This is a genomic window from Rickettsia senegalensis (assembly GCF_056135685.1).
The window spans coordinates 1,203,824-1,229,688 of the sequence record NZ_JBVYTQ010000001.1 but is presented as its reverse complement, the minus strand read 5'-3'; the positions used below and the strand labels follow the sequence as shown (position 1 = coordinate 1,229,688).

The following is a 25,865-nucleotide window of genomic DNA, read 5'->3' as shown; positions in this document are numbered from 1 at the left end:
CCTCATAAAGCGAGATAACCGCCACTTTTAATTTTAAAAACTTGCTGTATTTATAATTTTTTTTTGGATCCCTGCTTTTAGCTGAGAATGACATCGATTATTAATAATTTAACTCCTATCTGTTAAAAACGCTTGACTACGTTATATTCCTATAATATCCTATAAATTACCATAAAAACCCAAATTAACCCAAATTATACCAATGAATGTATTTTTATCTAAGTATGTAAATGGCGTTGATAAAAAGAGTAGGGTGTCAGTGCCGGCGAATTACCGTGCGGTACTAGGGAAAGAATTATTTAACGGTGTAATTGCTTATCCGTCAATTAGGAATAATTGTATAGAGGCGTGCGGTATTTCGCATATTGAGAAATTAAGACAGATGATTGAGAGTCTTGATCCATATTCCGAAGAGCGTGATGCCTTTGAGACTATGATATTCGGGGAAGCCGTGCAGCTTCCGTTTGATGGGGAGGGAAGAATTATATTGCCGCAATCTTTAATGCAGCATGCAGAGGTAGAAGAGCAAGCATGTTTTGTAGGTAAGGGAGTGATTTTTGAAATTTGGCAGCCGCAGAATTTTAAAGAATATTTAAATTCCGCTCAAAAAATTGCTCATGAAAAGCGTTTAACTCTAAGGAATGCGAATTGATGCAGCAGCCACATATACCGGTAATGCTAAATGAAATGCTAGCAAATTTAGCTCCAAAAGACGGTGAGTCTTATCTAGATTGTACGTTTGGAGCAGGAGGATATAGCAAAGCAATATTAGAAAGCTGTGACTGTTATATCACAGCTTTGGATCGTGATCCAAATGTGATTAAAAAAGCCGAAGAAATTAAGCAAAATTACGGTGAGAGATTTGATTTTATAGAAACGAATTTTGCGGATAGTTTTGCAAAGCTTAAGGAAAAAAAAATTGATGGGGTAGTGCTGGATTTAGGCGTTTCATCAATGCAGTTAGATATAGCAGATAGAGGATTTTCGTTTTTACATGATGGACCACTTGATATGCGTATGAGCGGGCAGGGGCTTAGTGCCGAGGAGTTTGTAAATATTGCAGAGGAAAAAGAGCTTGCCGATGTAATTTATAAATACGGTGATGAGAGCTTTTCACGAAGAATTGCTAAGAGAATTGTGGAATATAGAAAAACGGCGAGAATCGATAGCACAAGTAAACTAGCTCAGATTGTAAGGAGCAGTATAGGATTTAGAAAAGGCAAAATCGATCCTGCTACTAAAACCTTTCAAGCTATTAGGATTTATATCAATAATGAGCTTGGCGAGCTTGAGAGATTTTTAGCGAATGTGCAAGATATATTGAACAAAAACGGTAGGTTAGTTATTGTCTCTTTTCATTCTCTAGAAGATAGAATAGTTAAGAATTTCTTTAAAGAAAATTCAGAAAAGCCGGTAGCAAGGTCGAAATATGCTAAAGACGATATGGTAATTGATCCAAATAAATGGCTTAAGATTATTACTAATAAAGCTCTAGCACCGTCAGATAAGGAAGTAGGGCTAAATATTAGAGCAAGGTCGGCAAAACTTCGAGCGGCAAAAAAGATACTATAGTCGATGTTATTGTGGCATGGACCGATTTTTCCGTCATTGCGAGGAAATTACGAAGTAATTGACGAAGCAATCTCAGGAATTTGTTATTACTTCATGAGGTTGTCACGTCGCTTCGCTCCTCGCAATGACGGACCGGGAATCCACGCAGGTAACGCCTATGCGGGAATGATATCGAATGCTTTTAAAAAATTGTCTAAGTATTATAGGAAATACAAGAGTAATTTAGTTATGACTATAAGAAAGTTTCACTATTTAATATTATTGATAACAATTATAGCAATATGTAGTTTGTTTAGTATAAAAGAGCGAGTCTCAACTCTTGATTATCAATTAAGTAGCGTTGTAAAACAGATAAATAGTGAGAATAATAATATTCATATTTTAAAAGCAGAGCAAGCTTATCTACTTTTGCCGGCTAGATTAGAAAAACTTGCGGCAGCTTATTTAAAATTAGAAACAGTTAAATCTTATCAAATGATAAAAGATCCGTTAGGACCAAATATCGATCAAAATATTAAATTTAATCATAATATTAGTATTTCAAAGAGTAGTAAATGGCGTTACAAAAGAATTACGAATAATAAGTATATACAAACTGTTTCGAGTAGGACTAAGCCTTAGACCTCATTGCGAGCGACTGAAAGGAGCGTGGCAATCTCAGGTTTTGACACGAGATTGCTTCGTCAAAACTTATAGTTTCTCCTCGCAATGACGAGGCTACTACCTACTTAAAACACCATAAATAATATATGAAACAAATTTTGGAAAAATGGAAACCAGCAATTAAAAGTTTGATCATTTGGAATGTTTGTAGTAAAAATACAAAAATCCGATTATTAATGGTTATTTGTGGCTTTTCTTTTCTTTTTTGCACTTTATCTTACAGATTGATAATCGTTGCTACGAATGTTTACGATAAAAATATTAATTCCTTTAAAAAAAATCATCAATTTAGAAAAGAAATAGTTGACCGAAACGGTAATTTATTAGCAGTTAACCTACCTTCTGCGTCATTATTCGCTAATCCACAAATAGTTCTCGATCCTGAAACTTCCGTAAAAAAATTAGCAGAAATTCTACCTGATATTAATAAAGCCAAATTACTTGCGGAACTTAAGTCAAATAAAAGCTTTATATGGGTAAAAAGGGATTTATTACCTAGTCAGCAGGAAAAAATAACTAGCCTAGGGTTACTTGGTTTTGAATTTGAAGACGAGCAGAAACGAATTTATACTTTTTCTAATTTATTGTCGCATGTTGTCGGTTATGTAGGTAGAGATTCGGCAGGGCTTAGTGGTTTAGAACTCGCTTACGATAAATATTTAACTAATTCTGATTATGAATTAAACGAATCAAAGAATCGGAAAGAGCCACTTCAATTATCTATTGATATCAGATTACAAAGTATTTTAAGTGAAGAGATTGATAAAACTTTAAAGCAATTTAAGGCCATAGGAGCAGTAGGCATTATTGCCGATCCAAATAATGGTGAGATTTTAGCATTAGTAAATAAGCCTGATTTCGATCCTCATCATCCGAGTTTGGCCAAACCGGAAGAGCTGTTTAATATAGCAAGTCTCGGCATTTATGAAATGGGTTCGGTATTTAAGGCATTAACTATGGCAGTCGGTTTTGATACCGGTGCAATAAATATGAATGATGCTTATGATATAAGCTATATGAAAGTAGGGGGATTCCAGCTTAAGGATTATACACCAAGGCAAGGGTGGCATAGTGTACCTGAGATTTTTCTATATTCTTCAAATATTGGTACAAGTCAAATTATGCTTGAAATCGGTAAAAGCAATTTTAAAAAATACTTAAAGAAATTAGGTCTATTAGATCAGTTACAAATAGAATTACCTGAACGAGGTACCCCGTTATTTCCCTCCGAGAAAAGATGGAATGAGTTAACTAGTGTTACTATGTCGTACGGCTACGGCATTTCGATTAGCCCTTTGCATTTTGTTAGAGCAATGTTACCGGTCGTTAACGGAGGTACTTTATATGATCTTACTTTATTAAAAAGAAAGGATGAAAAAGTAATAGGTACAAAAGTTTTTAGTGAAAATACCTCTACCCAAATGAAGAAATTATTTAGATCGGTAGTAAAAGAAGGTAACGGTAAAAGAGCGGAGGTTAAAGGCTATCTTATCGGCGGTAAGACCGGTACGGCAGAAAAGCTTTCTCCAGGTGCAGGGGGGAAAAAGAAATATCTAAAAAATAGTAGAGCTTCATCGTTTTTAGGAGTGCTACCTGCATCTAACCCGCAATACGTTATTTTTATTAGATTTGATGAGCCGAAACCGACTAAAGAAAGCTTTGGCTTTGCAACGGCAAGCTGGACGGCTGCCCCTACTGCCGGTAGAGTTTTTGAGCGTATGATATCTTTATATGGTTTAGAGCCGATAGAACAAAGTGAGGAAGAGAGTTGAGATATAATAAGATAGAACTTCAAAAATTGGCGTTACCCGCATAGCTCACTTATGTCATTCCTGCGAAAGTAGGAATCTATAGGGAAAAAGTATAAATAAAGCAAATTTTTGAAATTAAAAGCTGAGGTTATCTCGCTTTACGCCGGATTCCTGCTTTCGCAGGAATGACATTTAGTAAGGAGGTTTTTATGTCAAAAAATAAAAAAACAAATAAACCTAATAGCACTAGATCTATCAGACGTCTTAAGTCTTTTGATCACCTAGCACTAAGAAATAATATTATAACAAAACAACCGTTTTTCTCCTTAAATTTCAATGAACAAGGAGAATTAGAGCTTAGCGGCGATGATAAAAGACCTAACCCTAATTATTAAAACTGTACAAAATAGAATATTAATTTATATTTTGTAGTGGATAACTGAGTCGTCATTCCTGCAAGACCTTGTTGCGTAGATATAAAAAAAGTAGCTGCGAACTAAGAAAAGTAGTAAATCGACAAAAAACTTAACCACAAGTGTGTATGTCAAAGCTACAAAAAGTTTGCAACTGGAAAGAATATAACAGAAGTTTAAAGAAAAGAGGAACAATAATTTTCACATTTTGTGAAGAATATTTAAAAGAGTTATATTATGGAGGGGAACAGAGGCAAGGAGGAGCGAGAAGATATAATAGCAAGATGTATGAATATTTGCTAACAATTAAGCTGTTATTAAGATTGCCATGGCGAGCAACAAGCGGATTTGCAGAAGGAATGTTTAGCAAAATATTTGCGGGTAAGGATTTAAGAATACCGGATTATGCCCATGCATCAAGAATCGCTAGTAAGCTAAAGTTACGAGTAAAAAATATTGGAGTACAAGAGAAAGGTTCAGGGAAAGAGATAGTATTTGATAGTACCGGAGTAAATGTATATAGCACCAGTGGGTGGCATCAAAGGAAATACGGTAAGGATGGATTATAACGGTAAGGATGGATTATATCGTAAGAGAGAACAGTGGAAGAAGATACATGTAGCAGTCGATTTAGATAGTATGGAAGTACTATCTGTAGCCTATACGGATAGTAACACAAACGACTGTGAAGTTGTTGGTGATATGAGCAAAGAGATAACAGGCAAAGCTAAAACCGTTATAGCAGATGGAGCTTATGATACGCAGGAGTTTAGAAAGATAATATATGATTGGGGAGCACAAGATTTAATGCCCCCAGCACGAACATCTAAGTCACAAGATGAATTAAAGAATAAAAGCAAGGTAGAGAAAGAACATTTAGCTTACAGAGATAAAGTAATAAAAGGAATTAGAGAATATAAAAATTTTGATGAAGGTTTAAAAGCATGGAAAATTAATAGCGGCTATCATCAAAGGTTAAGGGTTGAATCGTTTATGTTTAGGTTGAAGCGAACGTTTGGCTTTAACTTACAACAAAAAACAGAGAAAGGAAGAAAAAACGAAGTAATTACTAAGATAAATATATTAAATGAAATGATTGCCCTTGGGAAAGCTCAATATAGCTTTTAGAATTATATAAAATTTAATTATTTTTATACTCTAAGCGCTATATTGACTTTTTTTAATCTCCACGCAACAACGCCTTGCGAGAAAGGCTTGCTTGCGTGGACTCCCAGTCGTCATTGCGAGGAGCGAAGCGACGTGGCAATCCAGAAAAAGATTAAAAAAATTCTGTAAATCAGCATTTTTACTGGATTGCTTCGTCGAATTACTACGTAATTCTTCTCGCAGTGACGAAAAGCAGATCTATGCAACAATGCTTCACGGGAATGACAGAAAATAAGATAATTCATGTTAAAGATAAAACAGGACATATATAAAAATAGCTTACGGATAATATTAAAATTGCTGTTTGCTTTGCTATGTTTTTTTATAATATTATTTCCGTTAGTGAGCTATAAAATAGGCATTCAAAGTAGCATTTTCCCGGCGATAGAAATTATATTTATTTATTACTTTATGTCGTTATATTCCTTAAATGTTTTTGGAATATTTTTTCTCGGTTTATTGATAGATCAAATAAGCGGTATGCCCATCGGTACAAATTCGTTAGTTTTTTTGTCGGCATATATAATATATAAACTCTCTTCAAAATTTTTTATAGCTAAAAACTATTTGATAAATTTTGTTGTTTTTTGTGTTTATTTCTTATTTATATTGAATTTTAAATATTTACTAATAACAATCAAGAAGCTAGAAGTAGACGGATATTTAATAATTTTCTTTCAATTTTTAACAACTATATTTTCTTATAATATAGTTCGTCTTATAATTGACTCTCCTATGAATTACTTTAAAAAGTATGTTAAATAAAAAAATACTACATGGTGAGTTAATTTCACGAAGGGCCTTTATAATTGGACTCGGTAAACTCGGATTTTTATCACTGCTTGGAATAAGAATGTTTTATTTACAGCTTATTAAAAGTGAAGAATATAAGACTTTATCGGATAAGAATCGTATTAATTTCGTTGTACTTTCGCCGACTAGAGGAAGAATTTACGATTTAGACGGCAATATTTTAGCTACTAATAAACCATGTTATCAGCTAGTAATAGATAGGAGCATTAATAATAATTATCGGGATGAATTAGAAATAATTAGTAATATTTTAAATTTATCTCCGGAAAAATATAATTATATTAAGCAAAAAATTAAAAAATCTAGTCGCCACACTCCTTTAATAATATCTGATCAGCTTGATTGGCAGCAAGTATCAATGATTGAAGAACAAAAGCATAAACTGGCTTCAATATTTATCGATATAGGATATTTAAGGTTTTATCCTTTTTCAAGTGTTACTTCTCACTTAATAGGTTATCTAGGTCAAATAAATGAACAAGAGAAGAAAGAGTTAAATATACATAGCTTAAGCGATTTTAATATTGGTAAATCCGGTATCGAAAAATATTACGATAATAAATTACGAGGAGAATTCGGTTATAAAAAAGTTGAAGTAAATGCTTATGGTAAGCAGGTACGAGAAATAGCAGGAACCCCCACTAAATCGGGTGAAGATATGTATTTAAATATCGATGCTTCTCTTCAGCAAAATATCCAGCAATATTTAAATCCTAAAGGTTCTTCGGCAATAGTTATGGATACTAGAACCGGAAACATACTAATTTGTGCTTCCACACCGGGTTTTGAATCAAATAATTTCAGTAAATTATCGGAAAATTATTGGCAGAGTTTAACGAGTGATCCTTATAAACCTTTAATTAATAAGGTAATACAAAATTCTTATCCTCCCGGTTCGGTTTTTAAAATAATGACCGTACTTGCGGCTCTTGAAGTAGGTATTAATCCTAATAAAACCGTTTTTTGTGACGGTAGTTCTGTTCTTGGTACTAATAGCTTTAGATGCTGGAATCATAGCGGACACGGGACGGTAGATATGATGTCTGCTTTAAAGCATTCCTGCAATATTTATATGTATGAGTTAGCCAGAATAGTAGGTCCGGATAAAATTCTTGAAGTTGCAAGAGAATTTGGTCTCGGCTCAAAGACCGGTATTGATTTAGCTCCTGAAAGTAGCGGGTTTGTACCGTCAAAAGAGTGGAAAAAGAAAAAATTAAAGCTCCCTTGGTCAATAGGGGATAGTTTTAATTTAGCAATCGGGCAAGGATTTTTAGGAGTAACGCCGATGCAGCTTGCAAGATTTATTACGGCTATTGCAAGTAACGGTAAATTATATACACCTAGAATATTAAAAAACGATCCGGAATTTTATAATGTTAATATTAAGCCTGAAAATATCAAAATAATACAAGAAAGCTTGTATAATACCGTGAATGTTGCGGGAGGTACGGCGTATTATAATAGAATTCTAGGCGAAAATAGGCAACTTGCCGGTAAAACAGGTACTTCGCAGGTGCGAGGCAAACTAAATGCTAAAGACGATTTAAGCCGTGACTCTATTGCCTGGGAGAGGCGTAATCATGCTTTATTCTTAGGATTTGCTCCTTATCACGATCCTCGTTATTCCGTTACTGTTTTTGTTGACCATGGAGGAGGAGGTAGTAAAGCCGCCGCCCCAATAGCTCGTAAAATCATGTCTGACGTGATGGATAAGTATACTCGCTGAATTTAAAAAATTGGCTTCGTATACCAACTCTTCATATATTTATAATTTATTAAATATCAGTTTGTAGTTTGTGTCATAACGTGTTATTATGTGTCATGGTGTGTTATTAATTTAAATATAGGTCAAAAGATGGCAAGACCTAACTTAACTATTCCGGATGAACTAAATGATAGTTTAACATGCTCTGCAAAAAGCTTAGACAGGTCAAAAGGGTATATAGCACGTAAAGCAATTGAATATTATCTAAAGGAAATACAAGAAGTTTCGGAAGACGCTAAAATTGCCTTACAAAGAATTAATGCTCCTGATTTTAAAACTTACACTACTGATGAAGTTAGGGAGTGGTTAAAAAAGAAGAATGTATAAAGTTATATTCTGAAAATGTTATGTTTTTCTAGATTCTAAGCTGTTTGATATGTCATTTCCGCGAAAGCGGGAATCCAGAAAAAAGCGAAATAAATTGAGCTTTTAACATTGAAAATTCAATATATTTATACCTTTTTATTACTGAATCCCTGCTTTTGCTGGGATGACCTTGAGAGCTTTTTAAAAAAGTATTTATAACTCATTAAAAATTCAAGTTATTTTTTACTATAATTTACCATATAACATGGTTAAAATTAAATTAGGTTAAAATATGTCAGAAGAATTAAAAGCACTATTTTTTGAATTAGGTAAAAAAATAAATAGTTGGTCAGAAAAAGAAATATTAACAGCTCAAGAAGCGTGGGGAAATTGTACAGCAGAAGAAATAGTAAGTTTAGCTGCTAGAAATGATCTAGTCCCTATATTAGAAGAATTTGTTAAAAATGGAGGGGATTTACATTTTATAATAGACGAAGGTGGCGAAAAAGCAAATTTACTTAATATTGCTGCAGAAGAAGATTCTTTAAATATTATAAATTATTCACTTGATAATAATATTTTTACCGTAAATACAGAAGCTTCTGAAGGAACTCATACGGCTTTTCATTCGGCATTTGAAGGTAATAATATTGAAGCTGCCAAGCTTTTACTGAAAAAAAGGTGCAAATATTAATGCTGAATATTTGAGGCATAATATAAGCTATTCTACTGTGAAAAAACTTTTTGTAATTTATAAAGATGAAAATGGTGTAGAATTTGAACACTTGGAAATGACTAAGTTGCTTGTTAGGTTTGGCGTGCAAATACCTGATAATATAGATATATTATGTGATGATTCGTTAATACGACACCATCCTACTAAAGGGTCTATTAAAAATTTGCTGTTGTCTATAAAAGAACTTGAGAATTTACAAGGTGACGATTGTATTAATGCTTATAACGCTTCAACTCCGGAAGTTCAAGAAATTTGGGATGCTAGAGTATCGAGATATCATTTAAATAAACTTGCTAAATTTATTGAAAAGAAGTTTAGCAAAGAGAGTACTATAGAGAATACAGAATATGCCGCTCTTAGAGAATATAGCAGTTTATCGAAACATAAACAGGAAGTATTAGAAATACTATTAGCGCGAAAGAATTTTAATTCTGATGATTTTGTAAAAGTAGATAATCACATAAAAGATCATTTTTTTGAAATAGCTTGTACAGTTAAAGACCTTACCGGTACTGTTTTTGCAGCAATAGCTAAAGCAGGAATAATAAGTGAGGTCACCCAATATCTACATTTTGAAGATAGCAGCATTAAAATAGCAGGCATGAGTCTAGACAATAATACTGCCGGCGATTATTCTTAATATTTATATTACTTACATAACTTGGTTTTATGCAATTATACCTTAGTTCGTGTCAAAAAATACTTTATTTTAGTTAGTAATTTATGTTATTAATAATTGAGAATTATTACAGAGGTATATATGTCTAAGAAAAAGCAAGACGACCAAATAATAAAAGCATTAGAAGAAAGACTAGCAAAACTTAAGGGCACTCCTCCAACACTTGAAGAATTAGAAGAAAGATTTGCAAAGCTCCAAGATAGACCTTATACCCCCACAAAAAAATCCGGTTATGACTCTGGTTATGAATCCGATGATGAGGTAGATAAGCTAGTTGAGAAGATACAATCCGAGGTTAAATTAGAACAAAAAAGTAAAGCTCTAAATGCTCAAAAAGACCAAGAAATACGTGATAGGCTAGATAAATTAAGAGAAGATAGTCCTATAACGCAAAAAAAGACACATATAGACCTTTCTTTTAATGATACTAAATCAATAATTACCGATACTATAGATGCTCAGGCAGATATAGCTAGTTCATATGCTAATCGATCTACTGATTTAGAGGAGAAAAAAGCATTATTTAATTTAGCTAACAATCTAACTGAAGCTAGAGATATTATTAGGGATACCCCTCCTATATCTAAAGAATATGAGCTTAAAATATTAGATGTTATTGCTAGAGGACTCGGTAAAATTTATGAAGGAATAAAGAAAATAGCTTCGCCTGCAGTTAATATTATAAAAGCAATAGGCAGTAGTCTTGTTAATTCGATTAAATCACATCCTCAAAAATCTTCCAAACAACAAATAAAAGAATCTAAAATAAAATTAAAGAAGTTATATAAAACATATATTGATTTGAAAGGAGTAAAGTCAAAAATAAAAGAAGAGTTTCTTAAAAAACATTATGAGCAAATTGATCAGATACAAACTCCTCAGGAAATATTTGTAGAAACTGCCAAAATTACTAAATCTATAAGGATAGCCGGAAGACAAAAAATAAATAATCTTAAACAACAACGAATTATTAATAGAATGAAGAAGCAAAGTCCTGCTAGAAGAGGTAATAGTCCATTGGTACCTTCCAATACTCCTAAGGTTAATAAAGGAAAGCCTTCCAAGGGAAACCAACGGTAATTTCTATGTCATTTCTGCTTTTAGCAGTCTTGTTGCGTGGATCGATTTATGTCATTCCCACGGATGCGGGAATCCAGCATAAAGCGAGATAAATCGAGCTTTTAATTTGTAATAGTTGAGATTTAATCTTACATTTAGTAAAATTAAGATAATATTAAATGGAGGATTAGAGATGAATCTAAATCAAAAAATAATAAAGCCAAAAATAGGATTACTAGAATTAGCTAGGAGTCTTGGTAGTATATCGTCAGCATATAAAGCTATGGGTTACAGTAGAGACAGTTATTATAGGTTTAAAGAGTTATATGAAACAGGAGGAGAAGAAGCATTATATGAGATTAGTCGGAAGAAGCCAATTATAGCGAATAGAGTTGATCCTGCCGTAGAGAGAGCAGTATTAGATATGGCAATAGAATACCCCGCTTATGGTCAGCTGCGAGTATCAAATGAGCTTAAAAAGACTGGTATTCTTGTATCACCTGGAGGAGTTAGATCTATTTGGCTACGTAATGATTTAAATAATATCAATAAAAGACTTAAAGCATTAGAAGCCAAAATGGCTCAGGATGGTATTGTTCTTACCGAAGCTCAGTTACAAGTATTAGAGAAACGGCGTAGCGAGAAAGAAGCTCATGGTGAGATTGATACACAGCATCCAGGTTATCTAGGATGCCAAGACACATATTATGTAGGTAATTTTAAAGGCATAGGCAAGGTATATTCTCAAGTGTTTATTGATAGTTACACTCGGGTTGCAGAGGCTAAACTATATACTGATAAAACAGCACTTACCGCTGCTGACATGCTTAATGATAGAGTGTTACCATGGTATGAGAGTCAGCAAATACCAGTACTTCGTATTTTAACTGATAGAGGTGGTGAGTATAAAGGTAATATAGAACATCATGCTTTTGAATTGTTCTTAAGCATTGAGGGTATTGAGCATACTACTACTAAAGCATATTCTCCTCAAACAAATGGTATGTGTGAACGTTTTAATAAAACTATGAAACAAGAATTCTTTGATACTGCTATGCGTAAAAAGATCTATACTGATCTTGATGATCTACAACTAGATCTTGATATTTGGCTAGAATATTATAATAATGAAAGACCGCATTCCGGTAAATATTGCTATGGAAAAACACCTATGCAGACTTTTATGGATAGTAAAAAGTTAGCTGTTGAAAAGAATAACGAAATCTTATATCTTGAATACTCATCTGACAGTCATAACTTATCAGACATTCAGATATAATTTTTATAATGTCTGTAAGATTAAATCTTGACTTCTACATTTAATTTCAAAAATTTGCTGTATTTATACTTTTTTTCTGGATTCCTGCTTTCTCAGGAATGACATCTAATAAGTTTTTTTATCCACGCAGGAATGACATGAACAAAAACTACTCCACCCCCTTCATTTCGCCTGTTTTAGCTTTATCAAACGCAGTATCTTTAATTACCGCCTCGGTAAAATCGGTATTTGTGAGGTCGGAATTATTAAAATTAGCCTGATCAATTTTAGCTGATTTAAATATGCTATCTATTAATATTGAGTTTGAAAAATCTGTTTTAGTAAGTATTGCTGCAGAAAAATTAGCCTCTTTTAAAATAGAATTTTTTATTACCGTATTTGTTAAATTAGCGTTTTTAAAGATACTATTTGAAAAATCTACTCCATTAAATACTAAACTACTTAAGTCAAGATTTGTTAAATTTATATTTGTTAAGTTAGTTATTTTTTGCAAATCTTTTACCGAACTTATTACTATATTATTTGGTGGAATTTTGCTCGAATTATCGCTATTTAAAATAATATTATTAGAAACATTAGTATTAATAAAACCGGAATATGCTAGGTAGTTAATATTATTTATTTGTGAATTAGAAAGGACGGAGTTAATAACCGTAGTATTTGTTAGATTAGAATTTATTAGAGCCACTTGGTTTAAATTACCTAAAGTAATTTTAACATCTGAAAAATTTACGTTTTGTATTAAAGATTTAGAAAAATTTACATTATTAAATTGTCCGTTAGTTATATTTGAGTTTATTATTTCACTGTTGTTTAAGTCAGTATTAATCACTATAAATTGTTTAAAATCATTATTGCTAAAAATATTATTAGTATAGCTTATATTATCTAAAGTAATATTTGAGCCTTTAGTTTTATTAATCCTTACAAAATTAGCATTGCTATTTTTTATTGATAAATTATTAAATTTGTTATCGTTTAGACTCATATTATTTAATATAGCATTATCGATTTTAAAATGATTTAACACTGAACTACTAATTGTACTATTTTGTAAATCACATTTAGTAAGGCTAATATTCTGTAATGTTGAATCTTGAAAGGAAGCGTATGAAAAGAAAGAGTTATTACTTTGTACGTTATTAAAGTTTACTTCATTAAAAATACTTTGTGTGAAGTTAGAATCCTTAATTATTACTGCTGTTAATTTAGTTTGACTTAGGTCGCTAGATTCAAAATAATTATTAGTAAAATCGGTGTTATTTATTACACTTTTTTCTAAATCCGTACCGTAAAATATTGAATTTGTTATATTAGTATTTTTAAAGCTATTATTCTTTAGGTTAGTTTTTTGAAAATTAACACCGTCAATAGTATTATCACTCCATAATACATGACTAAACTTAGAATTCTCAAAGTTGACATTTATTATAGTAGTTTTATTAAAAGCAGTATCGCTAAAATTTGATTGAACAAAATTTGTATTTTGTAATGTTATTTTGTTAAAAATTGAACCTTGAAAGTCAGAATTATACCCAGAAATATTTTTTATTACCGAATCTGCAAAATTACTTTCTTGAATTATAGCATTTGTAAGTATAGCTTTTTCTAAATTACTACCTGCAAAATCAGCACGTAATATTTCGCAGGAAGTTAAATCTATTCCTGATAAATCTTCATTTATTAGCTTTACTCCTATTAATTTGACTCCTTTTAAATTTGAACCGAACTTCTCTTTAAGGTTCACTTTAAGGTTTTTAGAATTTTGCGATATTATATAATTCCGAATTACCGTGCTTTGGCTATCCGTAAGTAATCCATTCGCATCACGAGTAGATTCGGAGCAGCTGCTTAATAACAAATAAATAGTAATTATTGATATGACTTTAAGCATTTGCTTCCTCATATTCTTCTTCATTTATTCTATTTGTAGGAGGTATATGTAAGCTTAATAATTTTAATTTACGATGCAAAGCCGATCTTTCCATACCGACAAATGAAGATGTTTTTGAAATATTATTATTAAAACGACTCATTTGTGCCGATAGATATTGACGCTCGAAAACTTCTCTGGCTTCTCTAAGCGGCATAGATAACATATCAAAACTATCTTCAAGTTTTGTGAGATTAGCACTATTTGCTAATATTTCGGAAGGTATCATATAAGGTTTGATAATTTCATTATTACCTGTAGTTAGCGGATTCATAATTAAAGTCCATTCAACTACATTACGTAATTGTCTAATATTACCCGGCCATTCATAGGATTGAAGAGCAGCGATAGTTTCATCAGCAAAGTTACGTTCTTTTAAACCTGAAAATTTTGAAAGCTGCTTAACAAAATATTTAACAAGTAGTGGTATATCTTCTTTTCTCTCATATAATGAAGGTACTTTTAGAGAAGATACATTAAGGCGGTAATATAGATCTTCTAGGAATTTGCCGTTATTAACTTCATCTTGAATATTTTTAGAAGTACCGGTGATAATTTTTATATCAACTTTAATATTTTTTCCACAAGGCTTTGTAATAGTTTGATCTTTAAGGAATTTTAATAATTTTACTTGGATAGGAATAGGAACATTACTAACCTCATCTATATATAAAGTACCGTTATTGGCAAATTCTAAGATAGTAGGGCGTTTGGTATGATTTTCCTGCTTTTCTGATTCGCCGAATAATTCTTGGTTAATTTTTTCTGTAGTCATACAGGTAGGGCTGAAAATAATGAACGGATTATTAACCCTTTTAGATTGTTTATGAATTAACCTTGCTGCAAGTTCTTTACCGCTACCGACTTTACCATGAATCATTATACGACTGCTAGAGCTAGCTGCCTTTTCTATTTCCATTTTATATTTTAAAGTTACCGAACATCCACCTACTAATTCAGTTTTATCTATAACTTTTGATTTTAAATCTATATTTTCACGTTTTAACTTTGTTACTTCGCAAGCTCTTTTAAGTAAAATAACTAATTTATCATTATTAAAAGGTTTTTCTATATAATCGTAAGCACCCATTTTTATAGCATTTACTGCTGTTTCTATAGTACCGTGACCGCTAATAATTATTACCGGCATTAAAGGATAGCGTTTTTTAATTATCTCTAAAATCCCAAGCCCATCAATTTCACTTCCTTGAAGCCAAATATCAAGTATAACTGCAGAGACCGGTTTTTCGGAAAGTATTTTAAGAGCTTGCGTACTATTAGCGGCAACCTTAGGATTAAAGCCTTCATCTTTCAAATTTGCAGCAATGAGATTTCGTATACTCTCTTCATCGTCTACTATTAAAACTTCGAGTTGTGACATTACAATTTACCTTAAAAATATTAATCAAAGCCTAAATATATACGTTAATGCTGAATGTAAAAGAAAGCAACATTTTTTTATAACATTTTTGTCACAATAGCTATTTATAATGTAAAAGTTAGCTAAGATTACATAATATTAAAATTATTTAAGGAATTTTAATTAATTTTATTTGCAGTTTGTAGTGTTATAAATGATTATATATAATGAGGGTGTGTTAATACCGAATTGTCATTGCGAGAAAAATTACATAAGTAATTTGACGAAGCAATCTCGGGCAAAAATCCTGAGATTGCCACGCGAACTAATGTTCGCTCGCAATGACGATTTTAAACTGATTAAAAATTATGCTTAACATCTTTTTAATTATTATTTCATTATTTATTTGCTTAATAACCTACCTATTTATCAAAAAAACAGATATTTTTATAAATCTATTAATTCTAAACAGTTTTACGACTATTGTAAGTTTATTTATTTGTTGTTTAGGCTTATACTCAGGCAATAGTTCATATTTGGATATAGCAATTATTTATTTTCTTCTAAGTTTTATAGCAACAAACGGTTATTTAAAACATTTTATACATGAATCAAATAGAAACAAAACAGATTGATATTATCATTTTAGGATGTGGCTTGAGCGGTATGCTAACTGCACTTTCTTTTGCACAAAAGGGTATAAAAACTATTATATTCGAGAGTAAATCGGTAAAAAGCCCGGAGTTTTTTAAAGACATAAGAACAACTGCCTTAACGCCGCATTCTAAAAATTTCTTATCCTCTATTGATATATGGGAAGAGCTTGAGAAGTTTGTGGCAAAAATGCAAGATGTATATGTAGTAGATAATAAGGCTTCAGAAATATTAGACTTACAAAATGACGATGACGCTGTACTTGGATATGTGGCTAAGAATAGTGATTTTAAAAAAATACTATTGTCAAAAATAACTAATAATCCGTTGATAACATTAATTGATAATAATCAATATCAAGAGGTTATAAGCCATAATGACTACTCGATCATAAAATTTGATGATAAACAATTTAAGTGTAGTTTATTAATTATATGTGATGGAGTAAATTCAAAAGTGAGGCCTCATTACTTTGCTAATGAAATTGAAAAACCTTATCAGACTGCTCTTACATTTAATATTAAGCATGAAAAGCCGCATGAAAATTGTGCTATGGAGCACTTCCTGCCGCTTGGTCCTTTTGCTTTATTGCCTTTAAAAGATCAATACAGCTCTTCTGTAATATGGTCAACTTCTTCTGATCAGGCTGCTTTAATTGTTAATTTGCCTATAGAAGAAGTAAGATTTTTAACTCAAAGAAATGCCGGTAATTCTTTAGGTAAAATTACTATTGATAGTGAGATTAGTAGCTTCCCGTTAAAAGCTCGTATAGCCAATAGATATTTTCATAATAACATGGTGCTTATTGCCGATACTGCTCATACAGTACATCCACTAGCGGGGCAGGGGCTTAATCAGGGTATAAAGGATATAGAAACTTTGAGTATGATCGTTAGTAATAATGGTACATTACAAGAATATCAAAAGCTAAGGCAAGAGGATAATTTTATTATGTATAAGCTGACTGATGAGTTAAATAATATTTTTTCAAATTATTCCAAAAATTTAAGATGTTTAAGACAAATAGGGTTTAAGGCGATAAATAATTTTAAGCCTATTAAAAACTTGATTACTAGCTATGCGATGGGGAAGAGGTGAGTGTGTATATATATCATTCTTAGCTAGCTCCGATGTCATTCCTGCGAAAGCAGGAATCCATTACTTTAAAACTTTTTAAAAGCTCGATGTGTCTCGCTTTATGCTGGATTCCTGCTTCCGCAGGAATGACATAGGTATCCACGCAACAATGCCTACGCGGGAATGACATAAAAGAGCGAGAATGACATAGAATGTGAAATAACATAGAACATAATTTTATGAGATATGTATGAGTAAAGAAAAGCTAAACACTTCATCTATTAATACTCCTGAAGAAGGAATAAAAAATGCAGCAGAAGATAATAAGATTAAATCTTCAATAAATACCCCTGAAAGAGTAGAGTCTTTAGAAGCGGCACAAACAAATGCTTCTGAGCTTCCACAGGAACGGCAATCGCAAAATAAGCCGGCAGAAAAAGAACGCTGAAAGAGGATACGGCACTTTATGGTGCTAGAGTCGCTCGTGCCGGAATCGCTGCAAGTGGAGTAGCAATCGAAGTGGTAAAGGAGAGCAGTAAAGTGATTACCAATCCTACTCATATAGTAGAAGGAGTAATTAACGTTGGAGAAAAAGTAGCAAAAGCTTATGATCCGGTTGATAAACTTCAGCAAGGTGCAAAAATTAAAGAAAAAGGTCCCCCAAGCCCTGGCATTGTCGATAAGGTGCTTGATAAAATAAAAACTTTACCGGTGTAATAGTTGAGATTTAATCTTACATTTAGTAAAATTAAGATAATATTAAATGGAGGATTAGAGATGAATCTAAATCAAAAAATAATAAAGCCAAAAATAGGATTACTAGAATTAGCTAGGAGTCTTGGTAGTATATCGTCAGCATATAAAGCTATGGGTTACAGTAGAGACAGTTATTATAGGTTTAAAGAGTTATATGAAACAGGAGGAGAAGAAGCATTATATGAGATTAGTCGGAAGAAGCCAATTATAGCGAATAGAGTTGATCCTGCCGTAGAGAGAGCAGTATTAGATATGGCAATAGAATACCCTGCTTATGGTCAGCTGCGAGTATCAAATGAGCTTAAAAAGACTGGTATTCTTGTATCACCTGGAGGAGTTAGATCTATTTGGCTACGTAATGATTTAAATAATATCAATAAAAGACTTAAAGCATTAGAAGCCAAAATGGCTCAGGATGGTATTGTTCTTACCGAAGCTCAGTTACAAGTATTAGAGAAACGGCGTAGCGAGAAAGAAGCTCATGGTGAGATTGATACACAGCATCCAGGTTATCTAGGATGCCAAGACACATATTATGTAGGTAATTTTAAAGGCATAGGCAAGGTATATTCTCAAGTGTTTATTGATAGTTACACTCGGGTTGCAGAGGCTAAACTATATACTGATAAAACAGCACTTACCGCTGCTGACATGCTTAATGATAGAGTGTTACCATGGTATGAGAGTCAGCAAATACCAGTACTTCGTATTTTAACTGATAGAGGTGGTGAGTATAAAGGTAATATAGAACATCATGCTTTTGAATTGTTCTTAAGCATTGAGGGTATTGAGCATACTACTACTAAAGCATATTCTCCTCAAACAAATGGTATGTGTGAACGTTTTAATAAAACTATGAAACAAGAATTCTTTGATACTGCTATGCGTAAAAAGATCTATACTGATCTTGATGATCTACAACTAGATCTTGATATTTGGCTAGAATATTATAATAATGAAAGACCGCATTCCGGTAAATATTGCTATGGAAAAACACCTATGCAGACTTTTATGGATAGTAAAAAGTTAGCTGTTGAAAAGAATAACGAAATCTTATATCTTGAATACTCATCTGACAGTCATAACTTATCAGACATTCAGATATAATTTTTATAATGTCTGTAAGATTAAATCTTGACTTCTACAAATAAAGAATTCAGAATATCTTAATAATCCTTCACTTCACAATCACTTTCAGTTTCTCTATAGTTTTTGGGTCTTTTACAAGTTCTAAAAATATTTCCCGCTCATAGCCAAGCAACTCTTCTTCATTTGTGTCAGGATGCTTATCAATAATATTTTGGAATTTGCTAATTACCTTATTTTGTAGATCGTTATATTTTAATGTATCTATTTCTGTTGCTAAATTTATTTTAGGCAAAGTAATTTTATGCGGAATCGGTACTATCTTTTTAGATAGGTTTAATTTTAAAGCTTCATCTAAAATATAATGCTTATTCATATTTACGTGCATATTCTCTACATCATAATCTGATTTAAAGTAATCGGCTGAACTTGTTTTATTCTGCTCTATAATATTTCTGATATTTCTGATTAATTTAGTTTTATCTCCCTTGCTTCGTACAAACATTTCAGTAACACCGCCCCATCCCGGTATTAAACCAACTCCAAGTTCTACAAGTCCTACGCTCAGTTCCTGGTTTGCTACAATATAGCTTGAGTGCAATAGCAGCTCGCACCCGCCTCCAAGGGCTACTCCTTTGGCACAACTAACAATATGAGCCCTAGAATATTTTAAGTGCAGCATAGTTTGCTGTCCCAGCTTTAATAAATTCTCTAAATCATGAAAATTACCGTCTTCAATATAGGAAAGAAGCAGCTTTAAATCCGCACCGGCAGAAAAATTATTTCCTAGCGGATAAATATAAAGGTTTTTGCTGTCATTTTCAGCTTTACTTGCTGCTTCTTGCAGTAAATAAAACACATTATGGTTTAAACAATTCATTTTTGTAGTAATAACAAAAATGAAATTCTCACGATAATTTATTAGCTTTGCAGAATCGTTTTCTAATACTATCTGACTTTCATGTAAAATATCTTTGTGAGAATTAAATTTTTGTTTATCGATTTTTTGATATTCTTTATTGGCTAAATATTGCGGAAGTAAGATATGCCTTAAACCGGCATTTTTAATTACCGAATTCCAGCCGTCTTTAGCTGCTATGGTCAATAATTCAAATGGACCATATTTCCAGCTGTAACCAAGCTTCATAGCAGCATCGATATCATAGATATTATCGGTTACAGATGGTACTAAACTTGCTAAATAAACATAAAATTCCGTGATAATTTCAGTAAAAAATTTACCGTAAACCGAATTGCTAGCTAGTAACTCATCAAGACTATTAAACGAAATATCTACTTTTTGAACAGGGCTATATGATAAATCGTTTATATTGATAACTTCTTTAATCTTTTTACCGTTTGATACCGATAGGCGATAAAATCCCCCATAACCTTTACGTCCAATTAACTTCTTCTCTATCATCTTATCGAGAACGGGAGTATTTACATATATTTTATGATAAGCATCATTTGCAGGAAGGGCGGCAAGTAATGAGCTTGATATTAACTTCATTACGTCATGCCCGATTAGATCATATAAACCAAAAATTCCGGTACTCGGTAGCCCTAAACATGTAGTAAATATTTTATCTAAAGCTACAAAATCAAGCTTTTGACTTATCGCTTTGCGAGCTACTAATTCAAGTAAAAAACACCCTACTCTATTAGCAATAAAGCCAGGTGTATCGTTACATTTTACTATAGTCTTACCAAGCGTTTTTGTTAGGAATTCTGATACTCTTTCTATTACTTGCAGCTCTACTATAGGGTCTATAATTAACTCAAGCAGCTCCATATATCTTGGCGGGTTAAAGAAATGCGTAATAACGAATCTCGATTTGATATTATCCGGTAAATTCTCTTTGAGCCTTTTAAGCGGTAATGTAGAGGTATTAGAAGCAATAATTGCAGCTTCTTTAAGATAAGGAATAATTTTATTATATAATTGGTGTTTGATTTCTAGCTTCTCAACAATAACTTCAATTACTAAATCACAATCCCTAATTAATTCTAACTCATGTTCTAAATTGCCGATGGTAATGAAATTTGCTTTATTCGGAAAAGACAAAGGTGGAGGTTTTTGTTTATACAAATTCTCTACGGCATTTTTTACTATTTTATTTGGATCATCGGAATCTTTAGCGATAATATCAAGCAGCACTACTTTATGAGAGGAATTAGCAATTAACGCTGCAATCCCTGAACCCATCACCCCCGAACCGATAACACAAACTTTTTTTATTTCATTTTGCATAAGTTACTTCACTCTTGATGGTTTTGTAATCGTCGTTGCGAGGAGAGGCGAAGCCTCGACGTGGCAATCTCAGGACTTTGGCACGAGATTGCTTCGTCAATTACTACGTAATTTCCTCACAATGGCGTTCTATGTCATCGCAATACTCATGATCTTTACCGACTCTGCCCCCGCTTGTCGTACAGTTTTAGCACATTCATTTATAGTAACACCGATGGTAACGACATCATCGACTAATAAGATTTTTTTACTTACAATATTATATTTTGTGTTAAATTTGATACTACCCTTTATATTATTTTTGCGTTGTTAATGTCAATATCAAAGCACAGTGATAGCCAAATCATGTCTATCTTAAAGCAAGCGAGCGGTGGGATGCCTGTAGCGTCTATACTGAGAGAGCACAAAATACCATCAGCGACATTTTATAAATGGAGATCAAAGTATGGTGGTATGGCTTTACCGATGATTACTAAATTAAAGGAGTTAGAATCGGAAAATGCACGGCTTAAAAAGATGTATGCTGAGGAAAGGCTAAGAGCTGATATATTAAAGGAAGTACTTGAAAAAAAGTTAGGAAGCCATCTCAAAGGCGGGAGATGGCTAAAATAATATCTGGAGAAAAAGATATTTCTATAAGGAGTGCATGCAAGATCTTTGGTGTCAGCGAAACATGCTATAGATATAAAAGGAAGCTATCATCTGAGGATGATATTATAGCAGGCCAGCTAATGCGTTTAGTAGGTGATCAAAAGAACTGAGGCCTTGGCCTCTGCTTTTTATATTTACGTAATATCAAAGGTTTTGGTTGGAATCATAAACGTGTATACAGGATATATAAGGAGCTAGCCCTTAATATGAGAATAAAGCCTAAGAAGAGATTACTTAGAGCAAAGCCTAAAAAGCTTATAGTGTCTAAAACAATAAATGATTGCTGGTCCATGGATTTTATGCACGATAGTTTAGAGAATGGTAGGAAATATCGTTTATTTAATGTGATTGATGACTTTAATAGAGAGAGCCTTGGTACTGAGACTGATTTTTTATTGTCAGCAGGAAGAGTTATCAGGTCACTAGATCAAATTATAGAATGGCGAGGTAAGCCAAAATCTATACGTTGTGATAATGGACCTGAATATATCAGTAAATTATTGAGCAAGTGTGCAAAAGAAAAGAATATCAAGTTATTATTCATTCAGCCAGGCATGCCTCAGCAAAATGCATATATTGAAAGATATAATAGAACTGTAAGATATGTGTAGAAGTCAAGATTTAATCTTACAGACATTATAAAAATTATATCTGAATGTCTGATAAGTTATGACTGTCAGATGAGTATTCAAGATATAAGATTTCGTTATTCTTTTCAACAGCTAACTTTTTACTATCCATAAAAGTCTGCATAGGTGTTTTTCCATAGCAATATTTACCGGAATGCGGTCTTTCATTATTATAATATTCTAGCCAAATATCAAGATCTAGTTGTAGATCATCAAGATCAGTATAGATCTTTTTACGCATAGCAGTATCAAAGAATTCTTGTTTCATAGTTTTATTAAAACGTTCACACATACCATTTGTTTGAGGAGAATATGCTTTAGTAGTAGTATGCTCAATACCCTCAATGCTTAAGAACAATTCAAAAGCATGATGTTCTATATTACCTTTATACTCACCACCTCTATCAGTTAAAATACGAAGTACTGGTATTTGCTGACTCTCATACCATGGTAACACTCTATCATTAAGCATGTCAGCAGCGGTAAGTGCTGTTTTATCAGTATATAGTTTAGCCTCTGCAACCCGAGTGTAACTATCAATAAACACTTGAGAATATACCTTGCCTATGCCTTTAAAATTACCTACATAATATGTGTCTTGGCATCCTAGATAACCTGGATGCTGTGTATCAATCTCACCATGAGCTTCTTTCTCGCTACGCCGTTTCTCTAATACTTGTAACTGAGCTTCGGTAAGAACAATACCATCCTGAGCCATTTTGGCTTCTAATGCTTTAAGTCTTTTATTGATATTATTTAAATCATTACGTAGCCAAATAGATCTAACTCCTCCAGGTGATACAAGAATACCAGTCTTTTTAAGCTCATTTGATACTCGCAGCTGACCATAAGCGGGGTATTCTACTGCCATATCTAATACTGCTCTCTCTACGGCAGGATCAACTCTATTCGCTATAATTGGCTTCTTCCGACTAATCTCATATAATGCTTCTTCTCCTCCTGTTTCATATAACTCTTTAAACCTATAATAACTGTCTCTACTGTAACCCATAGCTTTATATGCTGACGATATACTACCAAGACTCCTAGCTAATTCTAGTAATCCTATTTTTGGCTTTATTATTTTTTGATTTAGATTCATCTCTAATCCTCCATTTAATATTATCTTAATTTTACTAAATGTAAGATTAAATCTCAACTATTACACTTTATTGTGGTTATGAGATCTTGAAATAATATAAAAAATGGATTAAAATTTGAAATATTAATATAAATAAAAAATTATTATGCCGGTAATTAGTCGTTTTTTTGAATTATGATGTACTATAGAGACCATAACTCTCCTCATTTTCATGCTAGATATGGTGATTATGAAGTAATAATTTCACTAAACGGTAAAATATTAGAAGGTAAATTTCCTAAAAGAGCTTTGCAATTAGGGCGTGCCATCAATTAATTTTTTGAAGTGAAAATGTGGATAATTGAGAAGCATTTTGTATTTGAATGAGGCGAATAGTGAGTCCTATTTAACGAATTCAAGTACAAAATGATGCCAATTAGCCGCATTTGCAGCCAAACAACTTAATTGATGACACGCCCTAGTTACAGAATGGTTAAATATCCATAAAGAAGAACTAATAGATAATTGGAATAAAACGCAAAATGGTGAACCATTAAATTCTATAGCCCCATTGGAGTAAAAATGTTGCATGTAATATCTGTAAGTTATATTGATGATTATCATTTAGAATTAGTTTTTGATGATGGAACAAAAGGTATTATAGATCTATATCTGTAATAGTTGAGATTTAATCTTACATTTAGTAAAATTAAGATAATATTAAATGGAGGATTAGAGATGAATCTAAATCAAAAAATAATAAAGCCAAAAATAGGATTACTAGAATTAGCTAGGAGTCTTGGTAGTATATCGTCAGCATATAAAGCTATGGGTTACAGTAGAGACAGTTATTATAGGTTTAAAGAGTTATAATGGACTGAGAAAACTGGACAGAAAAAATAGTACTCAAGTTTCCGAAATAAGTTACAATAAATAGGTAAAACTTAGGAGGAAAGATGAAGAAAAATAAGGTTAGGATTTTCAGTAGTGAAGAAAAGACTAAGGTAGTATTAGAATTAATAAAAGAGGATGCTACCTTAAGTCAATTAGCATCAAAATATGAGATAAGCTCCAAGACAATTCAGAATTGGAAAAAGCAGTTTGTTGCTAATGCAGCTCTAGCTTTTGAGCCAGCTAAAGTTTTGAGTGAATATCAAGAACAAATTAGTGATCTCAAAGAACAAAATGATGAACTAGCTAAAGCTCTTGGGAAAGCTACGGTGGAGAGGGACTGGGCTGTGGGAAAGCTAAAAAGCTTGGACTTATCAAATAGAAAGAGTCTTGTCCAGTCCAAGCTAGATCAACTACCAAAGACAAGACAATGTGAGTTGCTAGATATTAGTCGCTCTACAACATATTATAAAGTTAAACCGCTTAGTGTAGATAAATTAAGTATCTTAAATAGAATAGATGAAATATATACAGATAATCCCGAATTTGGTTATCGTTATATTTATCATCAGTTATTAGAGGATGGTTTTTCAATTGGCAGAGATCGAGTATTAAAATATATGAGGATGATGGGAATAGAAGCCATTTATCCTCATAAGAGAAAGTCTACTTCTGTAAAGGATAATGAGCATAAAGTATACAGTTATTTACTTGATCAATATTGGACTAAATCTAGAACAACAAAAACAGTACATGTACCTAATGTCAATGAGGTTTGGAGTGGTGACATTACTTACATTAGAACTCATGATGGCTTTATGTATATGGCGGCTATTATAGACTGGCATAGCAAAGCTATATTAAGTTATAAATTATCCAATTCTATGGATGCAACTCTTGTTACTGATGTCTTGAAGGATGCCCTTAATAAATATAATGCTCCAAAGATATTTAATAGTGATCAGGGTAGTCAATATACTAGTCATGACCATATACAGATACTAAAAGATAATAATATTCAAATCTCAATGAATGGAAAAGGTCGAAGTATTGATAATATCGTAATAGAGAGATTTTTTAGGACTATAAAATATAACTGTATATTTATTAATGATTTTAAAAATATTAAAGAACTGAGGATAGGTATTGATAATTATCTGTATAAGTATAATTATCAAAGATTTCATTCGGGTATTGGTTACAAAAAACCTATGGATGTTTATCTGAATTATACGCAAAATTATTATCAATTAGCTGCTTAACAATATAATAAAAATAGGAAACGAATTT

27 protein-coding genes and 2 pseudogenes are annotated in these 25,865 nt (G+C 32.3%); 24 read left to right on the top strand and 5 right to left on the bottom strand.

Going from position 1 to position 25,865, the window contains the following annotated elements; all coding sequences use genetic code 11:
- Positions 1-202 precede the first annotated feature (202 nt).
- From mraZ to AC0ODJ_RS06685, 14 genes are all read left to right on the top strand, one after another.
- Positions 203-652 (top strand): division/cell wall cluster transcriptional repressor MraZ, encoded by a 450-nt coding sequence (mraZ, locus tag AC0ODJ_RS06750; RefSeq protein ID WP_218460750.1) that lies wholly within the window; start codon positions 203-205, stop codon positions 650-652.
- Positions 652-1,572 carry a 16S rRNA (cytosine(1402)-N(4))-methyltransferase RsmH gene (rsmH, locus tag AC0ODJ_RS06745; protein ID WP_218460754.1) on the top strand — a complete coding sequence of 307 codons (921 nt, stop codon included), beginning with the start codon at positions 652-654 and terminating at the stop codon, positions 1,570-1,572. The genes mraZ and rsmH overlap by 1 nt, the downstream gene beginning before the upstream one ends.
- A 228-nt stretch (positions 1,573-1,800) precedes the next feature.
- Positions 1,801-2,193 (top strand): cell division protein FtsL, encoded by a 393-nt coding sequence (gene ftsL, locus AC0ODJ_RS06740; RefSeq protein ID WP_218460751.1) that lies wholly within the window; start codon positions 1,801-1,803, stop codon positions 2,191-2,193.
- Positions 2,194-2,321: 128 nt separating this feature from the next.
- The gene (locus AC0ODJ_RS06735) at positions 2,322-4,007 is read left to right on the top strand and encodes a peptidoglycan D,D-transpeptidase FtsI family protein (protein ID WP_218460752.1); all 1,686 of its coding nucleotides are present in this window, start codon (positions 2,322-2,324) and stop codon (positions 4,005-4,007) included.
- Positions 4,008-4,195: 188 nt separating this feature from the next.
- Positions 4,196-4,381: a hypothetical protein gene (locus AC0ODJ_RS06730; RefSeq protein ID WP_218460753.1), complete on the top strand. Its 186-nt coding sequence runs from the start codon at positions 4,196-4,198 to the stop codon at positions 4,379-4,381.
- A 146-nt stretch (positions 4,382-4,527) separates the two neighbouring features.
- On the top strand, positions 4,528-4,968 hold the full coding sequence (locus AC0ODJ_RS06725) for a transposase (RefSeq protein WP_121843865.1): 441 nt from the start codon (positions 4,528-4,530) through the stop codon (positions 4,966-4,968).
- Positions 4,958-5,527, top strand: coding sequence for a transposase (locus AC0ODJ_RS06720; RefSeq protein WP_474465473.1), 570 nt, complete (start codon positions 4,958-4,960; stop codon positions 5,525-5,527). Before AC0ODJ_RS06725 ends, AC0ODJ_RS06720 begins: the two co-directional genes overlap by 11 nt.
- A gap of 282 nt (positions 5,528-5,809) precedes the next feature.
- The gene (locus AC0ODJ_RS06715; protein WP_218460326.1) at positions 5,810-6,331 is read left to right on the top strand and encodes a hypothetical protein; all 522 of its coding nucleotides are present in this window, start codon (positions 5,810-5,812) and stop codon (positions 6,329-6,331) included.
- Positions 6,321-8,105, top strand: a complete 1,785-nt coding sequence (gene mrdA, locus AC0ODJ_RS06710; RefSeq protein WP_474465469.1) for a penicillin-binding protein 2 — start codon at positions 6,321-6,323, stop codon at positions 8,103-8,105. The genes AC0ODJ_RS06715 and mrdA overlap by 11 nt, the downstream gene beginning before the upstream one ends.
- A 129-nt stretch (positions 8,106-8,234) precedes the next feature.
- Positions 8,235-8,471 carry a hypothetical protein gene (locus AC0ODJ_RS06705; RefSeq protein ID WP_474465467.1) on the top strand — a complete coding sequence of 79 codons (237 nt, stop codon included), beginning with the start codon at positions 8,235-8,237 and terminating at the stop codon, positions 8,469-8,471.
- A 271-nt stretch (positions 8,472-8,742) separates the two neighbouring features.
- Positions 8,743-9,144: an ankyrin repeat domain-containing protein gene (locus AC0ODJ_RS06700; protein ID WP_218460323.1), complete on the top strand. Its 402-nt coding sequence runs from the start codon at positions 8,743-8,745 to the stop codon at positions 9,142-9,144.
- 37 nt (positions 9,145-9,181) lie between these two features.
- A complete protein-coding gene (locus AC0ODJ_RS06695; protein WP_474465464.1) occupies positions 9,182-9,826 on the top strand; it encodes a hypothetical protein in 645 nt (214 codons plus the stop codon).
- Between the two features lie 120 nt (positions 9,827-9,946).
- On the top strand, positions 9,947-10,945 hold the full coding sequence (locus AC0ODJ_RS06690) for a hypothetical protein (RefSeq protein ID WP_474465823.1): 999 nt from the start codon (positions 9,947-9,949) through the stop codon (positions 10,943-10,945).
- Between the two features lie 172 nt (positions 10,946-11,117).
- A complete protein-coding gene (locus AC0ODJ_RS06685; RefSeq protein WP_121834048.1) occupies positions 11,118-12,203 on the top strand; it encodes an IS481 family transposase in 1,086 nt (361 codons plus the stop codon).
- A gap of 148 nt (positions 12,204-12,351) precedes the next feature.
- Here the strand turns inward: AC0ODJ_RS06685 and AC0ODJ_RS06680 are convergent, their stop codons facing one another.
- Together AC0ODJ_RS06680 and AC0ODJ_RS06675 are read right to left on the bottom strand one after the other, a co-directional pair.
- The gene (locus tag AC0ODJ_RS06680; protein ID WP_474465820.1) at positions 12,352-14,097 is read right to left on the bottom strand and encodes a pentapeptide repeat-containing protein; all 1,746 of its coding nucleotides are present in this window, start codon (positions 14,095-14,097) and stop codon (positions 12,352-12,354) included.
- Positions 14,090-15,517, bottom strand: a complete 1,428-nt coding sequence (locus AC0ODJ_RS06675; protein WP_218460426.1) for a sigma-54-dependent transcriptional regulator — start codon at positions 15,515-15,517, stop codon at positions 14,090-14,092. The genes AC0ODJ_RS06680 and AC0ODJ_RS06675 overlap by 8 nt, the downstream gene beginning before the upstream one ends.
- A gap of 347 nt (positions 15,518-15,864) precedes the next feature.
- Here AC0ODJ_RS06675 and AC0ODJ_RS06670 point away from each other — a divergent pair, with 347 nt between their 5' ends.
- The 5 genes from AC0ODJ_RS06670 (at position 15,865) to AC0ODJ_RS06650 (ending at position 19,090) form a co-directional block, all read left to right on the top strand.
- On the top strand, positions 15,865-16,131 hold the full coding sequence (locus tag AC0ODJ_RS06670) for a monovalent cation/H+ antiporter complex subunit F (protein ID WP_474465459.1): 267 nt from the start codon (positions 15,865-15,867) through the stop codon (positions 16,129-16,131).
- Positions 16,103-17,248 carry a 2-octaprenyl-6-methoxyphenyl hydroxylase gene (ubiH, locus tag AC0ODJ_RS06665; RefSeq protein WP_218460428.1) on the top strand — a complete coding sequence of 382 codons (1,146 nt, stop codon included), beginning with the start codon at positions 16,103-16,105 and terminating at the stop codon, positions 17,246-17,248. Before AC0ODJ_RS06670 ends, ubiH begins: the two co-directional genes overlap by 29 nt.
- A 229-nt stretch (positions 17,249-17,477) precedes the next feature.
- On the top strand, positions 17,478-17,675 hold the full coding sequence (locus tag AC0ODJ_RS06660; protein ID WP_218460429.1) for a 2-octaprenyl-6-methoxyphenyl hydroxylase: 198 nt from the start codon (positions 17,478-17,480) through the stop codon (positions 17,673-17,675).
- Between the two features lie 92 nt (positions 17,676-17,767).
- Positions 17,768-17,944, top strand: coding sequence for a hypothetical protein (locus AC0ODJ_RS06655; RefSeq protein ID WP_218460431.1), 177 nt, complete (start codon positions 17,768-17,770; stop codon positions 17,942-17,944).
- Positions 17,945-18,004: 60 nt separating this feature from the next.
- Entirely contained in the window at positions 18,005-19,090 is a 1,086-nt protein-coding gene (locus AC0ODJ_RS06650) for an IS481 family transposase (RefSeq protein WP_121834048.1), read from the top strand.
- A gap of 70 nt (positions 19,091-19,160) precedes the next feature.
- On the opposite strand, the gene AC0ODJ_RS06645 is transcribed toward AC0ODJ_RS06650, so the two are convergent.
- Complete coding sequence (locus AC0ODJ_RS06645) at positions 19,161-21,323, bottom strand: 3-hydroxyacyl-CoA dehydrogenase/enoyl-CoA hydratase family protein (RefSeq protein ID WP_218460457.1); 2,163 nt, start codon at positions 21,321-21,323, stop codon at positions 19,161-19,163.
- A gap of 129 nt (positions 21,324-21,452) precedes the next feature.
- Positions 21,453-21,527, bottom strand: coding sequence for a ComF family protein (locus AC0ODJ_RS06640; RefSeq protein ID WP_474465815.1), 75 nt, complete (start codon positions 21,525-21,527; stop codon positions 21,453-21,455).
- A 108-nt stretch (positions 21,528-21,635) separates the two neighbouring features.
- On the opposite strand from AC0ODJ_RS06640, the pseudogene AC0ODJ_RS06635 reads away from it, so the two are divergent.
- Positions 21,636-22,579 (top strand): annotated as a pseudogene (locus tag AC0ODJ_RS06635) (IS3 family transposase); the annotation flags it as partial.
- A 40-nt stretch (positions 22,580-22,619) separates the two neighbouring features.
- On the opposite strand, the gene AC0ODJ_RS06630 reads toward AC0ODJ_RS06635, so the two are convergent.
- Positions 22,620-23,705, bottom strand: coding sequence for an IS481 family transposase (locus AC0ODJ_RS06630; RefSeq protein ID WP_474465674.1), 1,086 nt, complete (start codon positions 23,703-23,705; stop codon positions 22,620-22,622).
- A gap of 174 nt (positions 23,706-23,879) precedes the next feature.
- Here AC0ODJ_RS06630 and AC0ODJ_RS06625 point away from each other — a divergent pair, with 174 nt between their 5' ends.
- The 4 genes and pseudogenes from AC0ODJ_RS06625 (at position 23,880) to AC0ODJ_RS06610 (ending at position 25,837) form a co-directional block, all read left to right on the top strand.
- Positions 23,880-24,020: a DUF4160 domain-containing protein gene (locus AC0ODJ_RS06625; RefSeq protein ID WP_474465451.1), complete on the top strand. Its 141-nt coding sequence runs from the start codon at positions 23,880-23,882 to the stop codon at positions 24,018-24,020.
- A 246-nt stretch (positions 24,021-24,266) separates the two neighbouring features.
- On the top strand, positions 24,267-24,362 hold the full coding sequence (locus AC0ODJ_RS06620; protein WP_218459899.1) for a DUF2442 domain-containing protein: 96 nt from the start codon (positions 24,267-24,269) through the stop codon (positions 24,360-24,362).
- A gap of 60 nt (positions 24,363-24,422) precedes the next feature.
- Positions 24,423-24,554, top strand: a pseudogene (locus tag AC0ODJ_RS06615) (IS481 family transposase); the annotation flags it as partial.
- A gap of 86 nt (positions 24,555-24,640) precedes the next feature.
- Positions 24,641-25,837, top strand: a complete 1,197-nt coding sequence (locus tag AC0ODJ_RS06610; RefSeq protein WP_474464651.1) for an IS3 family transposase — start codon at positions 24,641-24,643, stop codon at positions 25,835-25,837.
- Positions 25,838-25,865 lie beyond the last annotated feature (28 nt).